The organism is Plantactinospora sp. B24E8 (assembly GCF_039871735.1).
Lineage (GTDB): Bacteria > Actinomycetota > Actinomycetes > Mycobacteriales > Micromonosporaceae > Plantactinospora.
Window position 1 is genome coordinate 155,078 of record NZ_JBDPMH010000005.1, and the last position, 15,134, is coordinate 170,211.

12 protein-coding genes are annotated in these 15,134 nt (G+C 73.8%); 7 read left to right on the forward strand and 5 right to left on the reverse strand.

All coding sequences use genetic code 11. The features are described from left to right. Position 1: 1 nt before the first annotated feature. A complete protein-coding gene (locus tag ABGB21_RS10870; protein ID WP_347655255.1) occupies positions 2-202 on the reverse strand; it encodes a hypothetical protein in 201 nt (66 codons plus the stop codon). A 169-nt stretch (positions 203-371) separates the two neighbouring features. Here ABGB21_RS10870 and ABGB21_RS10875 point away from each other — a divergent pair, with 169 nt between their 5' ends. From ABGB21_RS10875 to ABGB21_RS10885, 3 genes are all read left to right on the forward strand, one after another. Then, the gene (locus tag ABGB21_RS10875; protein WP_347677549.1) at positions 372-2,438 is read left to right on the forward strand and encodes a bifunctional adenosylcobinamide kinase/adenosylcobinamide-phosphate guanylyltransferase; all 2,067 of its coding nucleotides are present in this window, start codon (positions 372-374) and stop codon (positions 2,436-2,438) included. After that, positions 2,431-3,201, forward strand: a complete 771-nt coding sequence (locus tag ABGB21_RS10880; RefSeq protein WP_347655257.1) for an adenosylcobinamide-GDP ribazoletransferase — start codon at positions 2,431-2,433, stop codon at positions 3,199-3,201. Before ABGB21_RS10875 ends, ABGB21_RS10880 begins: the two co-directional genes overlap by 8 nt. An 89-nt stretch (positions 3,202-3,290) precedes the next feature. Beyond that, positions 3,291-4,580, forward strand: coding sequence for a DUF2314 domain-containing protein (locus ABGB21_RS10885; RefSeq protein ID WP_347677551.1), 1,290 nt, complete (start codon positions 3,291-3,293; stop codon positions 4,578-4,580). 159 nt (positions 4,581-4,739) lie between these two features. Here ABGB21_RS10885 and gcvT read toward each other — a convergent pair whose 3' ends face one another. Then, on the reverse strand, positions 4,740-5,888 hold the full coding sequence (gene gcvT / locus ABGB21_RS10890; RefSeq protein ID WP_347677553.1) for a glycine cleavage system aminomethyltransferase GcvT: 1,149 nt from the start codon (positions 5,886-5,888) through the stop codon (positions 4,740-4,742). Between the two features lie 163 nt (positions 5,889-6,051). Here gcvT and ABGB21_RS10895 point away from each other — a divergent pair, with 163 nt between their 5' ends. Continuing rightward, complete coding sequence (locus ABGB21_RS10895; protein WP_347677555.1) at positions 6,052-7,638, forward strand: leucyl aminopeptidase; 1,587 nt, start codon at positions 6,052-6,054, stop codon at positions 7,636-7,638. 235 nt (positions 7,639-7,873) lie between these two features. On the opposite strand, the gene ABGB21_RS10900 is transcribed toward ABGB21_RS10895, so the two are convergent. Then, positions 7,874-8,197 carry a hypothetical protein gene (locus tag ABGB21_RS10900; RefSeq protein ID WP_347655261.1) on the reverse strand — a complete coding sequence of 108 codons (324 nt, stop codon included), beginning with the start codon at positions 8,195-8,197 and terminating at the stop codon, positions 7,874-7,876. A gap of 266 nt (positions 8,198-8,463) precedes the next feature. On the opposite strand from ABGB21_RS10900, the gene lpdA reads away from it, so the two are divergent. From lpdA to ABGB21_RS10915, 3 genes are all read left to right on the forward strand, one after another. Continuing rightward, positions 8,464-9,852, forward strand: a complete 1,389-nt coding sequence (lpdA, locus tag ABGB21_RS10905) for a dihydrolipoyl dehydrogenase (protein ID WP_347655262.1) — start codon at positions 8,464-8,466, stop codon at positions 9,850-9,852. Positions 9,853-9,921: 69 nt separating this feature from the next. Beyond that, positions 9,922-11,739 (forward strand): 2-oxoglutarate dehydrogenase, E2 component, dihydrolipoamide succinyltransferase, encoded by a 1,818-nt coding sequence (gene sucB / locus ABGB21_RS10910; protein WP_347677557.1) that lies wholly within the window; start codon positions 9,922-9,924, stop codon positions 11,737-11,739. 151 nt (positions 11,740-11,890) lie between these two features. Further along, positions 11,891-12,787, forward strand: coding sequence for a TIGR01777 family oxidoreductase (locus tag ABGB21_RS10915; RefSeq protein WP_347655264.1), 897 nt, complete (start codon positions 11,891-11,893; stop codon positions 12,785-12,787). Between the two features lie 219 nt (positions 12,788-13,006). Here the strand turns inward: ABGB21_RS10915 and ABGB21_RS10920 are convergent, their stop codons facing one another. Both ABGB21_RS10920 and ABGB21_RS10925 read right to left on the reverse strand, forming a co-directional pair. Further along, positions 13,007-14,248, reverse strand: coding sequence for a PHB depolymerase family esterase (locus ABGB21_RS10920; RefSeq protein WP_347655265.1), 1,242 nt, complete (start codon positions 14,246-14,248; stop codon positions 13,007-13,009). A 437-nt stretch (positions 14,249-14,685) separates the two neighbouring features. Further along, on the reverse strand, positions 14,686-15,078 hold the full coding sequence (locus ABGB21_RS10925) for an SCO5389 family protein (protein WP_347677559.1): 393 nt from the start codon (positions 15,076-15,078) through the stop codon (positions 14,686-14,688). Positions 15,079-15,134: the final 56 nt, after the last annotated feature.

Below are 15,134 nucleotides of genomic sequence, written 5' to 3' on the forward strand. Positions count from 1 at the left end.
GTCACTCGGCCGCGGGCTGCAGACTCATCCGGTACTCCACCCGGTCGTCCTCGACCAGGAGCACCGTGGCGACGCCCGAGGCGGCCAGTTCCCGCCAGGTCTGTCCGATCCAGGACTCGGCGTCGGCCTGGCTGCTGAACGCCTCGGCCGGTCCGCTCACCGGAGCACCGTCCGCGCCCTCGTACCGCCAGCTCCACGGCATGTCGCGTCTCCCCTCGCCGATCTTCCGCGCCGACAACCCCCGCCAGCCTAGTCGGCCGATCCGGACCAACCAGCCCGAGCGGTCCGCCGACCGCCCCGACGCGTACTCCGGGGGCCACCGAGCCGCACCTCACAGCGGGATGTACAGCCGAGCGCTCTAAGGTACGGGCATGTCCGCAGACGGGTGGAGCAGGATCCTGGTACTGGGCGGGATCCGGTCCGGCAAGTCCGAATTCGCCGAATCGTTGGTCCGGGAGGCGTCCCGGGTCCGGTACGTCGCCACCGCGACGACCAGCCCCGACGACCCCGAGTGGGTGGCCCGGATCGAGGCGCACCGGTCGCGCCGACCGGCCGGTTGGGCGACCGAGGAGGCCGGTACGGGCCCGGGCCGGCTGGTGGAGTTGATCAGGTCGGCGGAGCCGGACGAGACGCTGCTCGTCGACGACCTCGGTGGCTGGGTGACCGTGCTGCTCGACCCGGCGCACCAGCCGGCGGACGACGTCGCCACCGTCGCCGAACTCGGCGCGGCGGTCCGGGACTGCCCGGCCCGCCTGGTGCTGGTCAGCCCCGAGGTCGGACTGTCGCTGGTGCCGACCACCCCGCTCGGCCGGGCCTTCGCCGACGCGCTCGGCACCACCAACCAGACGGTGGCGGACGCCTGTGACACCGTCGTCCTGGTGATCGCCGGGCAGCCGACCCCGCTCAAGCCGGGAACACCGGTCGCGACGGCGGCTCCGCGCGCGAACGTACCGGCGCAGCCCGGCGCCGACCGCGACGCCGGTCCGGCCGGCCGGCCGGACCCGGTGGTGCCCGACGCCGGTACGCCGGCGTCGGCCTGGACCGGGGTCCTCGGCGCCGTGCCGGAGGTCCTGCGGCCGACGGTCACCGCGCCGGAGCCGTCCGGAGCCGAGCCGGGGACGGCCTGGACCGCGCCGACCATGGCCCTGCCGATGGTCGCCACCGGCCTGGTGATCCAGCCCGGGATGGAGCTGCCGATGCCGGACGAGCACGCCGGCCCGGCCGCGCTCGACCGGCTGGCCACCCTCGACCTGCCCGGCCCCGGACTCGGCACCCTGGCCCGGGTCGTCGAGTTCGCCGCCGCCACCCAGCGGACCGCGACCCCGACGCCGTGGCGCGCGGTACGGGTGCTGCTGCTGCACGGCGACCACGCCGGCGGCGCCGCGGCCGGAACGGTGCCCGGCGAATCCGCCCGCCGGGCGGCCCAGGCCCGGACCGGATCCGGACCGCTCGCCCAACTGGCCGCCGAGGCCGGCGCCACTCTCCAGGTCGTCGAGGCTCCGGCGGCCGCCCCGATGGAGCACGGTCCGGCCCTGCCGGTGGACGACGTCGAGGCGGCACTGCGTTACGGGTGGCGGCTTGCCGAGGCCGCGGTGGACGAGGGTGTCGAGTTGCTCGTGCTGGCGGCCTGTGGCGCCGGTACGGACGCGGCGGCGGCGGCCGTGCTCGCGGCGAACGCCGGCGCCGAACCGGCAGCGGTGCTCGGCCGGGTGGTGACCCCGGACGGGCAGGTGGACGACACGGCGTGGATGGCCCGGTGTGCGGCGGTCCGGGACGCGCTGCAGCGGACCCGGCGCAGCCCTCGGGACGCGAAGGACGTCCTCGCCGAACTCGGCGGCGGGGACATCGCGGTCGCCACCGGGATCCTGCTCGGCGCGACCGCGCGTCGTACCCCGGTGCTGCTCGACGGGCCGGTCGGGGTGGCCGCCGGCCTGGTCAGCCGGGACCTCGCCGGCCAGGCCCGGCACTGGTGCCTGCTGCCGGACCACGGCGACCACCCGGCGGTCCGGCTCGCCGCCGACGTGCTCGACCTGCAACCGCTGCTGGACCTGCGGCTCGGTCTCGGTGAGGGCGCCGCCGCGCTGGCCGCGCTGCCGCTGCTCCGGGCGGGGCTGACCCTGGCCGGTGGACTGCCGGCCCGGCCTGGTTCGGACGGGCCGGCCGGCGCCGAAACCGCGGCACGGCCGGAGGAGACCGCCGAACCGGAGGAGACCGCCGAGCCGGAAGAGGCCGCCGAACCGGAGGAGACCACCGGGTCGGAGGAGTCGGAGCGGGAGCCGGTGGAGTCGGACGACAGCGAGTTCGCCGAGCCCCGACCGGCCGGCCCCGGCCCGACCGCCGTACCGGACAAGACGGCGGCCCCGGACGACCCGGCGGCGCCGGACGACGGCACCGGAGCCGACACCGCCTCGGCGGCGACCAGCGCCCGCGGTGCCTGACGGGCGACTCGTCGCCGGCGGCCGGCTGGCCCTGACCACCTTCACCGTCGCCCCGCTGCGGGTCGGCCGGGTGGACCGGGCCACCGCCGGTACGGCGATGGCGCTGGCCCCGCTGGTCGGCGCCCTGCTCGGTCTGCTGCTCGCCGCCGTGCTCGGCGGACTCGCCACGCTCGCCCCACCCCTGGTCGCCGCCGGGGTGACCGTCGCCGTGGCGGCACTGCTCACCCGGGGACTGCACCTCGACGGGCTGGCCGACACGGTGGACGCGCTCGGCTCGTACCGGACGGGGCCGGCCGCCCTGCAAATCATGCGGCAGCCGGACGTCGGCCCGTTCGGCGTCGCCGCGCTGGTCCTCGTACTCCTGGTCCAGACGGCGTGCCTCGCGGCGCTGGCGGCCCGACCGTGGCCGGCGCTGGCCGCGACGGTGGTGGTCGGCACCGCGACCGGTCGGCTCGCGGTGAGCTGGGCGTGCCGCCGCGGCGTGCCGGCGGCCCGGCCGGACGGGCTCGGCGCCCTGGTCGCCGGCACCGTCGGCCCGGTGGTGCTGGCCGTCGCCACCACCGCCGTCGCACTCGTTGCCGTCGCCGCCGTTCCGGGCCGGCCCTGGCAGGGGCCGCTCGCGGTCGCCGGCGCGCTCGCGATCGCCCTGCTGGCCCTGCGCCACGCGGTACGCCGGTTCGGCGGCGTCACCGGTGACGTGCTCGGCGCCGCCGTCGAGGTCGGCACCACACTCTGCTACCTGGGTCTGGTGCTGACCCGCTGAACGGCTGACCCGATCCGCGTCCATCTGGGGCGAAACACGGGTAGCGTTCGCAAAAACGAAGACCGGCACACGGCCGAGCGGGGGGACGAATGTTGATCACCGATGATTTCCTGCCCGTCCCGGTACCGGAAACGCTGACCGCCACCTACCTGGTACCGACCTCGGGTCAGCCCGGCCCGGCCCCCGCCGAGGTCCTGGCGGGGCTCGCCGGGCGGATCTCCGGGCCGGTGTACGACCTCGCCCGGCAGATGCTGGCCAGCCCGCTGATGAGCGTCGACACCCGACCGGTCAGCGAGTTCCCGCACCTGCCGCCGGACCTGCTCACCGCGTTCGGCGCCACCGAGCCCCAACTCGCCCGGCTCGCCGCCGCCACCGACCTGGTCGTCGTCCAGGCGAGCTACCGGCCCGGCTGGCCACCGGCACACGAGTGGGCCGCCCGGACCGTCGCCGCCGCGCTCGCCGAGCACCTCGGGGCCGACGTCGTGGACGTCTTCGCGCTGCAGTTCCTCGACCCCGCGACCGCGCTGCGGTCCCTGCCCGACGCCGAGGGACGGGTACGCCTGATCGACTGGGTGCTGGTGCCGTACTCGTCCGACGACGGCGGGCTCTGGTTCACCACCAAGGGACTGCGCCGCTTCGGCCTGCTGGAACTGCAGGCGCAGGAGGTGCCGACACACCTCACCCGGGCCTGGGGGGCGGTGATGACCGGGGTGGCCCGCCGCCTGCTGCGGGCCTGGACCGACGGACTAACCGACAACGAGGTGCCGGCCTTCGTCCCCCTTCCGGTGGTCACCTCGGTCACCGGGCACGACATCGCGGTCGCGTACGGCAACCCGCAGCCGCACGACAGCACCCGGCCGGCGGCGCTGCGGCTGGAACTGGACCCGGCGACCGACCCGGACGCCGACTCGTTCCTGACCCTGCTCCCCCCGGTCGGCCATCCCGGCCCGACCGGAGGCTACTTCGCCGCGGTCTGCACCGCCCTCTTCGGCGCCGGGCAGTCCGACGTCCGGTACGCCCGGCCCGACGACGCGATGGCGAAGGCGATCACCACCGCCCGGGACGGCCTGCCGGGGATCCGTGAACGGTTCCTGGCCGGCAGCCTGCCCGCGGAGGTGCAACTGCTGGTCAAGTACGCGCTGCCGACCGACGAGGGACCGGAGTACGTCTGGGCCGGGGTGACCTCCTGGGCCACCCCGGAACGGATCATCGGGGCCAGTGCCAGCGACGCGGCCGCCGACCCGGCGGTCCGGATCGGTCGGCCCGTCGTGGTGGACGTCGTCGACGTGGTCGACTGGGCACTGCTCGACGGCAGTGGCGTGGTCGAGGGCGGCTGGACCCAGGCGGTCCTCGACGCCGGCGACCGCTCCCAACGCTGATCGCCAGCAGGGGGCCGGCCCGGGTCGCGGTCCCGGTGGTGGGTCGGGGCAACCCGACCCGCTCTGGGCGGTCAGGCTTGATCCCGTCGCGGGCCGGGCCGCCCCGACCCCGGGGTTGGTGCCGCGCCGGTCGGGCGACGTGGACGCCCCGCCGGGCGGTTACTTGACCGAGGGCTGGACGAACGGCGGGCGGACCACCCGCATCGGCGTACGACGTCCCCGGACGTCGACCTCGACCCGGTCCCCCTGGGCCAGCCCGGCCGTGGTGTCGAGCAGCGCCAGGGCGATGCCGAGCTTGCGGGTCGGCGAGAACGTCCCACTGGTGATCGTGCCGACCTCGGTGTCGCCGACCAGGGCCGTCATCCCGGCACGCGGAATGCCCCGGCCCTCCGCCTCCAGCCCCCACAGGGTCCGTCGGGCACCGGCCGCCTTCTCCGCGAGCAAGGCCTCCCGCCCCCAGAACGCCGGCTTGTCCCAGCCGACCGCCCAGCCCAGCCGGGCCTGCACCGGGGTGATCTCCAGCGACAGGTCCTGGCCGTGCAGCGGGTAGCCCATCTCGGTGCGCAGGGTGTCCCGGGCGCCGAGGCCACAGGCCCGGATCCCGTCCGGCTCGCCCGCCGCGAGCAGCGCGTCCCAGACCCGGGTCGCCGCCTCCGCCGGGACGACGAGCTCGTAACCGTGCTCGCCGGTGTACCCGGTACGGCAGACCACGAGCGACGCGGCGTCGAGGTCGGCGGCGGCGAAACTCATGTAGTCGTGCCCGGTCGGCAGCCCGAGCCTGCCCAGCACCTGCGTCGACGCCGGCCCCTGCACCGCCAGTACGGCGTACGCCTCGTGCTCGTCGGTGACCGTGATCCCGGCCGGGGCGGCGGCCCGGAGCCGGCGTACGACCTCGGCGGTGTTGGCCGCGTTCGGGATCAGGAAGACGTGGTCGTCGGCGTACAGGTAGGCGATGATGTCGTCCACCACCCCGCCGGTGGTCTCGTCGCAGCAGAGCGTGTACTGCGCCCGGCCGGGGCCGATCCGGCCCAGGTCGTTGCTGAGGCAGGCGTTGACGAAGTCGGCGGCTCCCGGGCCGGTGACCCGGGCCTTGCCCAGATGCGAGACGTCGAACACACCCACCCCGGTACGGACCGCGGTGTGCTCGGCGAGGACCCCGCCGCCGGCGTACTCCAGGGGCATGGACCAGCCGCCGAAGGCGGCGAACTTGGCGCCCAGCGCGACGTGCCGCTCGTGCAGCGGCGAGTGGCGGAGCTGGTCGGCGGAAGGTTCCGGGGTCGGGCCGGACACCTGGGTAACGTCGGTCATGGGTGGGAACCTACCTGCGCCGGGACGCCTGGTTAGCATCGGCGGGACCCGTCCGGCGGACCGTCGGCGGGACAGGCCATTCTTCCGGCGGGTAGGTTCGCCGGAGACCATCTTCGCCGACCGCACACCAGGCGGCCGGCCGTGCCCGTACCGGAGCCGCCGAGTGACATCGCCCAGCACCACCCTCAGCCTGGTCGACACCGACCCCGCCGAACTCGCCGTCGACGCCGTCGTGATCGGCCTGCACAGCCAGACCACGGACGCGACGACCGGGCCGACGACCTCCTTCGCCGACACGCTGCTGCTGGCCAGCGGCGCGGAGAGCATCGCCGCGGCGTTCGACGGTCGGCTGACCGAGACCCTGGCGCTGCTGGGGGCCACCGGCGGCCCCGGCGAGGTGATCAAGCTCGCCACCCTCGGTACGGTCACCGCGCCGCTGGTCGTCGCGGTCGGTCTGGGCGCCGAGCCGTCCGGTGCCGCGCCGGCCCCGGAGACGCTGCGCCGGGCCGCCGCCGCCGCCGTCCGGGCACTCGCCGGCGCCGAGCAGGTCGCGCTGACCCTGCCTGTTCCGGACGACGAGGACTTCCCGGCCGCGCTGCGGGCCGTCGCCGAGGGCGCGCTGCTCGGCGCGTACCGGTTCGCCGGCTACAAGACCCGGCCGCAGCCGACCCGCCGCCCGGTCGTCTCCTCGGTCGCGGTGCACGTGCCGGACGCCTCCGACGAGCGGGCCCAGGCGGAGATCACCCGCGCCACGGTGGTGGCCCGCGCGGTCACCCGGACCCGGGACTGGGTGAACACCCCGCCGAACGAGCTGCGTCCGCCGTCGTTCGCCGACTCGGTCGCCGCCGCCGCCCGGGAGGCCGGGCTCGGGGTGGAGGTCCTCGACGAGCAGGCCCTCGCCGCCGGTGGCTACGGCGGCATCCTGGCGGTCGGCCAGGGTTCTGAGGCCCCGCCCCGGCTGGTGAAGCTGACCTACGACCCGGCGGCCGCCGGCGTCGGCGCGGCGACGAAGCGGGTCGCGCTGGTCGGCAAGGGCATCACCTTCGACACCGGCGGTGTCTCGATCAAGCCGGCCCAGGGCATGTGGGAGATGAAGTCCGACATGGCCGGTGCGGCGGCGGTCGCCGCCAGCCTGCTGGCGATCGCCGAACTGAAGCCGACGGTCGCGGTGACCGGGTACCTGCCGATGGCGGAGAACATGCCGTCGGGCACCTCGTACCGGCCGGGTGACGTGGTCACCATGTACAACGGCAAGCGGGTCGAGGTGCTGAACACCGACGCCGAGGGCCGGATGATCCTCGGTGACGCGATGGCCCGGGCCTGCGAGGACGGCTGCGACTACCTGGTCGAGACCTCGACGCTGACCGGCGGCCAGGTGGTGGCGCTGGGCAAGCGGGTGGCCGGCGTGATGGGGTCCCTCGAGTTCTGCCAGCGGGTCCAGACGGCCGGCGACGCGGCCGGGGAGCCGACCTGGCCGATGCCGCTGCCGGACGACGTACGCAAGGGCATGGACTCCGAGGTGGCGGACATCTCCCAGGTCAACGCGGGGATGGACCGGGCCGGGCACATGCTGCAGGGTGGCGTCTTCCTGCGGGAGTTCGTCACCGAGGACGTGCCGTGGGCGCACATCGACATCGCCGGCCCGGGTTACCACTCCGGTGAGCCGACCGGGTACTGGAGCAAGGGCGGCACCGGGGTGCCGGTCCGGACCCTGCTGGAGCTGGTCGACGACATCGCGGCCAACGGCTGAGCCGCGCTTTCCCCCGGGCCGGTGCGGCGTGCTGTTCGCGGCGCGCCGGCCCGGGATCGGGTCGGGGTGGCGGGTGGGGCCGGGTGACCCACTCTGGGCGGTCAGGCTTGATCCCGTCGTGGGTCACCCGGCCCCACCCGTGACCGTTCGGCTCCCATGGCTGATCCGGCCCCGTGCGTGGGTCACCCCGCTCCGCCCGCCGGGCCGGTCGCGGACCGCGCTGGGCGGCGTGGGGTCAGCTGGTCATGCGTTTGCGGCGCTCGTTGTAGTCGCGCATCCGCTGCGGGTAGCCGACCAGCCGGACGTCGTAGATCGGGATCGCCATCTTGTGGGCGAACCGGCGGGCGCCCTCCGGGCCGTCGATACGTCGACGGGTCCACTCACCGTCGTGCGCGATCAGCATCACGGTGGTCTCGGTCACCGTGGTCCGGGGCTCGATGAACGCCTCGACACCCCGTCTCGACCGGACGAACTGTTCGAGATGCTCAAGATCAGCCCGGTTGGCCGGACGATCACCTGCCCCGACAACCGCCTTCTTGCGCCGGCGAAACCAGGCCACCCGAGCTCTCCTCCCCACCACGTCGGCCCCGTGGTGTTACTGGCGACTTCGGGCAAGCGTACGTCCCGACGACGTGTCCTTGGGCACCTCGGTACGCGGCCCGCGTACACAAGTGACAAGATGACCGAGGTGGGCGCTCACCGGTACGTACAGACAGGCCGGCGAGAGTCCACGCCCCTCCGGGCGGAGAACCCCGACCGGGGGCGGCGGTATGTCCGGTTGCCCGGCATCCCCCTCGTAGCAGCGACGCGACCTGGGAGTTAACTGTGACCGAGCCGAACGGCGGAACCTTCGATGTTGTCATCCTCGGGGGTGGCAGCGGCGGGTACGCGGCCGCGCTGCGCGCCGCGCAACTGGACCTGTCGGTCGCGCTGATCGAGAAGGGCAAGCTCGGCGGCACCTGTCTGCACAACGGCTGCATCCCGACGAAGGCGCTGCTGCACGCGGCGGAGATCGCCGACCAGACCCGGGAGTCCGAGCAGTTCGGCGTCAAGGCCGAGCTGGTCGGCATCGACATGTCCGGGGTCAACGCCTACAAGGACGGCGTGATCTCCCGGCTCTACAAGGGTCTGCAGGGGCTGGTCAAGAGCGCGAAGATCACCTTTGTCGAGGGTGCCGGCAAGCTGGTCTCCCAGGACACCGTCGAGGTCAACGGGCAGCGTTACACCGGCCGGAACGTCATCCTGGCCACCGGCTCGTACGCCCGTACGCTGCCGGGCCTGGAGGTCGACGGCCAGCGGGTGATCACCAGCGACCACGCGCTGACCCTGGACCGGGTGCCGACCTCGGCGATCGTCCTCGGCGGCGGCGTCATCGGTGTCGAGTTCGCCAGCGTCTGGAAGTCCTTCGGCGTGGACGTGACGATCGTCGAGGCGCTGCCCCGGCTGGTCGCCGCCGAGGACGAGGAGTCGTCGAAGGCGCTGGAGCGGGCGTTCCGCAAGCGCGGCATCAAGTTCTCGGTCGGCAAGCGCTTCGAGAAGGTCGAGCACACCGACTCCGGTGTGAAGGTGACCATCGAGGGCGGCCAGACCTTCGAGGCGGAACTGCTGCTGGTCGCCGTCGGCCGTGGCCCGACGACCGCCAACCTCGGGTACGAGGAGCAGGGCGTCAAGATCGACCGCGGTTTTGTGCTGACCAACGAGCGGCTGCACACCGGGGTGGGGAACATCTACGCCGTCGGTGACATCGTGCCCGGCCTGCAGCTCGCCCACCGTGGCTTCCAGCAGGGCATCTTCGTGGCGGAGGAGATCGCCGGCCGCAACCCGGCCGTGATCGACGAGGCCGGCATCCCCCGGGTCACCTACTCCGACCCGGAGTTGGCCTCGGTCGGGCTCACCGAGGCCCGAGCCAAGGAGCAGTACGGCGCCGACAAGATCAAGACGTACAACTACAACCTCGGTGGCAACGGCAAGAGCCAGATCCTCAAGACCGCCGGGTTCGTGAAGCTGGTCCGGGTCGAGGACGGCCCGGTCGTCGGCGTGCACATGGTCGGTGGTCGGGTCGGTGAGTTGGTCGGCGAGGCGCAGCTCATCGTCAACTGGGAGGCGTACCCGGCCGAGGTGGCGCAGCTCATCCACGCTCACCCCACCCAGAGTGAGGCGCTCGGCGAGGCCCACCTCGCCCTGGCCGGCAAGCCGCTGCACGCGCACGCCTGACCACAGTTTTCCCGCGGCGCCCGGCGGCAACCGGGCCAGGATCCACAGGCCACGAAGGAGTCTTGAAAGATGCCGGTATCGGTCACCATGCCCCGGCTCGGCGAGAGCGTCACCGAGGGCACCGTCACCCGCTGGTTGAAGCAGGAGGGTGAGCGGGTCGAGGTCGACGAGCCCCTGCTTGAGGTTTCCACCGACAAGGTCGACACCGAGATCCCCTCGCCGGCCGCCGGGGTGCTGGCCCGGATCGTGGTGGGCGAGGACGAGACCGCCGAGGTCGGCAGCGAACTCGCGGTGATCGACGGGGAGGGCGGGCAGGCCGCTCCGGCCCAGGCGGCCCCGGCCCAGGCCGAGGCGCCGGAAACCGCCGAGGAGCCCGAGCCGGCGGCACAGCCCGAGCCCGCGCAGCCGGCCGAGCCCGAGACCGCCCCGGCGCAGACCGCGTCGGCCGGCGGCGAGGGCACCGTTGTCAAGATGCCGGCACTCGGCGAGAGCGTCACCGAGGGCACCGTCACCCGCTGGCTGAAGGAGGTCGGCGACACCGTCGAGGTCGACGAGCCGCTGGTCGAGGTCTCCACCGACAAGGTCGACACCGAGATCCCCTCCCCGGTCGCCGGGACGCTGCTGGAGATCCGGGTGCCGCAGGACGAGACCGCCCCGGTCGGCGCCGACCTCGCGGTGATCGGCGCCAAGCCGGCCGAGCCGGCCGCCAAGCCGACCCCGGCACCCGAGCCGGCGAAGCCCGCCCCGGCACCCGAGCCGGCGAAGCCCGCCGCAGCACCGGAGCCCGCGAAGCCCGCCGCGCCGCAGGCGGCGGCCCAGCCGGCCCCGGCCGGGGCGGGATACCAGAGCCCGGCGCCGGAGACCGAGCGGTCCACCCAGCCGGTCCGCACCGAGCAGGCGGCCGAACCGGCCGCCAAGCCCACTACGCCGGCCGCGCCGGCCGCTGGCGAGAACGGCGCCGGCTACGTCACCCCGCTGGTCCGCAAGCTCGCCGCCGAGCAGGGTGTCGACCTCGGTACGGTGACCGGCACCGGTGTCGGTGGCCGGATCCGCAAGCAGGACGTGCTCGAGGCGGCGGAGCGGGCCAAGGCAGCCAAGGCGGCCGCACCGGCGGCGCCGGCCGCACCGGCCGAGGCGGCCCCGAAGGCGGTGCCGAGCCCGCTGCGGGGCAGCACCCAGAAGCTGCCCCGGATCCGCGCGGTCATCGCCAAGCGGATGCAGGAGTCGCTGCACGAGATGGCGCAGCTCACCACCGTCGTCGAGGTCGACGTCACCAAGGTGGCCAAGCTGCGGGCCCGGGCCAAGGACAGCTTCCTGCAGCGGCACGGCGTGAAGCTGTCGTTCCTGCCGTTCTTCGCGCTGGCCGCGGTCGAGGCGCTGCAGACGTACCCGGTGGTCAACGCCCGGATGGACCTGGACGGCGGGACGATCACCTACCCGGACGCGGAGCACCTGGGCATCGCGGTCGACACTGAGCGGGGCCTGATGGTGCCGGTCATCCACAACGCCGGCGACCTGAACCTGGCCGGCCTGGCCCGGCGGATCGCCGACCTGGCCGACCGGACCCGGACCAACAAGATCAGCCCGGACGAGATCGCCGGGGCGACCTTCACGCTGACCAACACCGGCAGCCGGGGTGCGCTCTTCGACACCCCGATCGTGCCGTCGCCGCAGTCGGCGATGCTCGGCACCGGTGCCGTGGTGAAGCGTCCGGTCGTGGTCACCGACCCGCAGCTCGGTGAGGTGATCGTGCCCCGTTCGATGGTCTACCTCGCGCTCTCCTACGACCACCGGCTGATCGACGGCGCGGACGCCGCCCGGTTCCTGTCGGCGATCAAGGAGCGGCTCGAGGCGGGCCAGTTCGAGGCGGAGCTCGGCCTCGCCTGATCCGACAGATCCCCGCAGGGGCGTCCGGCCGTCGGCCGGGCGCCCCTGGCGTCTGTTCCGGCCCTCCCCGCGCGCGTCCGCAGCGGGCCTCCCGCCCGGGTACGACCCCCGACCCACGGCGCCGCGCACCCGGGTGGGCGAAGATACCGGCATGCGTATCGTTCTCGCCGGCTCATCCGGCTTCCTCGGCACCCGGTTGACCGATCGGCTCCGGACGGCGGGGCACGAGATCGTCCGGCTGGTCCGGCGCCCGGTCCGGGACCGGAACGAGGTCCGGTGGGACCCGGCCGCCGGGCAACTGGACCCGACGGCCATCTCCGGCGCCGACGCGGTGATCAACCTCGCCGGTACGAACATCAGCGACCGGCGCTGGAACAGCGAGTTCAAGGACCTGCTGCGGGCCAGCCGGGTCGACACCACCGCGACGCTGGCCCGGTCGATCGCCACCCTGCCGGCGGGCCAGCGGCCACAGGTGCTGCTCAACGGTTCGGCGATCGGCTGGTACGGCGACACCGGTGACCGCCCGGTCGAGGAGGACGCCCCGGCCGGGGACGGTTTCATGGCGGATCTGTGCCGGGTCTGGGAGGCGGCGACCGCCCCTGCCGAGCAGGCCGGGATCCGGGTGGTACGACTGCGCCTCGGCCTGCCGCTGGACCGTACCGGTGGGTTCCTCAAGCCGCAGCTGCTGCCGTACCGACTCGGTATCGCCGGCACGTTCGGCGACGGCCGGCAGTGGATCCCGTGGATCTCGATGGCCGACTGCATGTCCGCGCTGAGCTTCCTGCTGACCCACGACGACATCGCCGGGCCGGTGAACGTGGTCGGTCCGGCGCCGGCGACGAACGCCGAGTTCACCAGGACTCTCGGGCGGGCGCTGCACCGGCCGACGGTCATGCCGGTCCCCGGGGTCGCGTTGCGGATCCTGCTCGGCGAGATGTCGGTCGAGGCGTTGCGCAGTCTCCGGGTGCTTCCCGGGGTGCTGAACCGGGCCGGCTTCCGGCACGAGCACCCCGACCTGGCCGGCGCGCTGCGCGCCGCCCTGGACTGAGCCGGATCCGGCTGACCGGGCGCGACCGCCTGTCGTCCCGCACCGTCCGAGTGACGCGGGCTGGCCGGGCGGTCGAACGGTGCGGGCTGCCTACGGCCGGACGGCGTCGGGTCGCGGAGTCCGCGGAGGGCCTGTCGCGCCCCGACGCCGTGCCGGTCGGTTGGGCGAAGATGCCGTGCCGGTCGACCGGTCAGCGGTGCCGTACCGGCGGCCGGCCGATCAGCAGCCGATCACCCAGTGGCCCGGTGCGGTCTGCCGGAGTTCGGTGCTGAGGAAGGTGTTGTACAGGCCCATCAGCTGGCCGGAGCCCGCCGCGTAGGTGTAGCCGAGGGACTGGTACGCCCGGCCGGCTTGGACGTGCGCGTAGTTGCTGGCGGTGACACAGACCGGATCAGGGTCACCCGGATCACCGGGATCACCCGGATCACCGGGATCACCCGGATCACCGGGATCGCCGGGATCTCCCGGGTCACCGGGGCTGCCGCCGGAGTCCAGGCCGAAGAAGAGCGCGTCCCGGTACGCCGAACAGATGGTGTCCAGGAAGTACGCCGCCGTACTGCCGCACTGGTCGGCACCGGAGCCCGGGTCGACCGGCGTGCCGTGTCCCATCCCGGCGACCCGGTACACCCGTACCTGGTCGGCGCCGTACGTCTCGAGGGTGGTGCCGCCGGGCAGCGAACTGGTGCCGGTCGGGGTCTGCGAGACGCCGAGGACGTTGGTCCACTGGTCCCGGGACTCGGTGGCGTTCGCCGTCGCCACCGTGTAGTCGGCGGCGCCGTGCCAGATCGCCACCCTGGGCCGGGGCCCGGAGTAGCCCGGGTACGCGCTGCGGACCAGGTCGCCCCACTGGGCGGGGGTACGGTTCACACCCGGGTTCATGCAGCTGAACGCGTTGACCATGGTGGTGGCGCAGCGGTACGGGATACCGGCGACCACGGAACCGCCGGCGAAGGCGTCCGGGTAGGCGGCCAGCATCGCGGCGACCATCGCCCCGCCGCCGGAGAGTCCGCTGACGTACACCCGGTCGGCGGCGACACCGAAACTGGTCCGGGCGTGCTCGACCATCTGCCGGATCGACAGCGCCTCGCCCTGGCCCCGGCTGGTGTCACCGGTCTCGAACCAGTTGAAGCAGGAGGTCGCGTTGTTCGCCGACTTCTGCTCCGGCACGATCAGCGCGAATCCCCACTGGTCGGCGTACTTGCGCCAGCCGGAGTTGCTGAAGTAGCCGTTGGCGTTCTGCGCGCAGCCGTGCAACAGGACGACCGCTGGCGCGCCGGCCGGCAGGCCGTCCGGGCGGTAGGCGTACATGGTGAGGTTGCCGGGGTTGGAGCCGAAGCCGGTGACCTGGGTGAGGGTGGCGGCCTGCGCGGGCGCGGCGACGGTGAGCACGGTCGCGGCGGCCAGGACGGGGACGAGGGCGGCCCGCGCGAGGCGGGCCAGGAGGGCGGGGTAGCGGCGCATGGGTGGTGGCCTCCGGACGGGGGTGCGGGGCTTGGCGGGCCGGTTGGCCAGCCGCCGGGGGGACGAGCACTCCAAAGTTGCCGAGACGTTACGACCGATGGACGAACCGGCGACATGGCGCGGAGTCACACATTTGCCGATATCAAGATGAGTTCGGACCCCATGGACCGGGCCAGCGGGGACGGCGGCGACCGGGTGCCCCGAAAGGCAGTATCCGCTCATTGGCGCCTGCGGAATCCGAAAGGGTCGCGAGGATTGCTTCATGTTTCGTACCGGACGGAAGCTCTCTCGGACCTGCGGCCCCGGCGCGGCCGGGCTGCTGCTCGGCGTGCTGCTTGTGGCCGTCGTGGTGACCGATCCGCGGGCCGCCTCCGGAGACCGGGCGCGGCGGGGCTCCGTCCGACACCGGCGGCGACCGGAAGGAGCCCCGCCCACCCTCAGCAGTCGCGCAGCTCCGGCGACTGGTTGCGGATCTGGGCCAGCGGGGAGACGAACCGCTGGTACGTCACACCGCCGACCGCGGCCGGCTTGAACGCCGCGACCCGGTGGCAGTTCTGGAACGCGAGTCGGACCCCGAAGTGCCGTTCCAGGCCACCCCGGATAGCGTCGCTGGCCAGCGCCCGGAGCAGTTGCCCACGGTCGGCCTCACTCGGCGGCGGGACCGCGTGGTCGGCGAAGTCGGCCGCGGTGGCGTGCGCCCGGGCGGCCACCTCGGAGACCACCGCCCAGGCGTACGGCAGGGACTGCCGGACACAGTCGACGAACTCGGCGTCGTCGACCTGGCCGGCTTCGGCCCGCTCCAGCAGAGCGGTGGGTACGTCGAGGGACATGCTGAACTCCTTCTGTTCGGATTACGGGTACGGGTGCCGGTCAGTGGACCGGGAGC

Excerpts from the sequence above, each read along its gene's own strand:
- gcvT (WP_347677553.1), bottom strand. The coding sequence starts at position 5,888 with ATGACCGACGTTACCCAGGTGTCCGGCCCGACCCCGGAACCTTCCGCC.
- ABGB21_RS10885 (WP_347677551.1), top strand. The coding sequence starts at position 3,291 with ATGTTGATCACCGATGATTTCCTGCCCGTCCCGGTACCGGAAACGCTG.
- ABGB21_RS10870 (WP_347655255.1), bottom strand. The coding sequence starts at position 202 with ATGCCGTGGAGCTGGCGGTACGAGGGCGCGGACGGTGCTCCGGTGAGC.
- ABGB21_RS10920 (WP_347655265.1), bottom strand. The coding sequence starts at position 14,248 with ATGCGCCGCTACCCCGCCCTCCTGGCCCGCCTCGCGCGGGCCGCCCTC.
- ABGB21_RS10875 (WP_347677549.1), top strand. The coding sequence starts at position 372 with ATGTCCGCAGACGGGTGGAGCAGGATCCTGGTACTGGGCGGGATCCGG.
- ABGB21_RS10925 (WP_347677559.1), bottom strand. The coding sequence starts at position 15,078 with ATGTCCCTCGACGTACCCACCGCTCTGCTGGAGCGGGCCGAAGCCGGC.
- ABGB21_RS10915 (WP_347655264.1), top strand. The coding sequence starts at position 11,891 with ATGCGTATCGTTCTCGCCGGCTCATCCGGCTTCCTCGGCACCCGGTTG.
- sucB (WP_347677557.1), top strand. The coding sequence starts at position 9,922 with ATGCCGGTATCGGTCACCATGCCCCGGCTCGGCGAGAGCGTCACCGAG.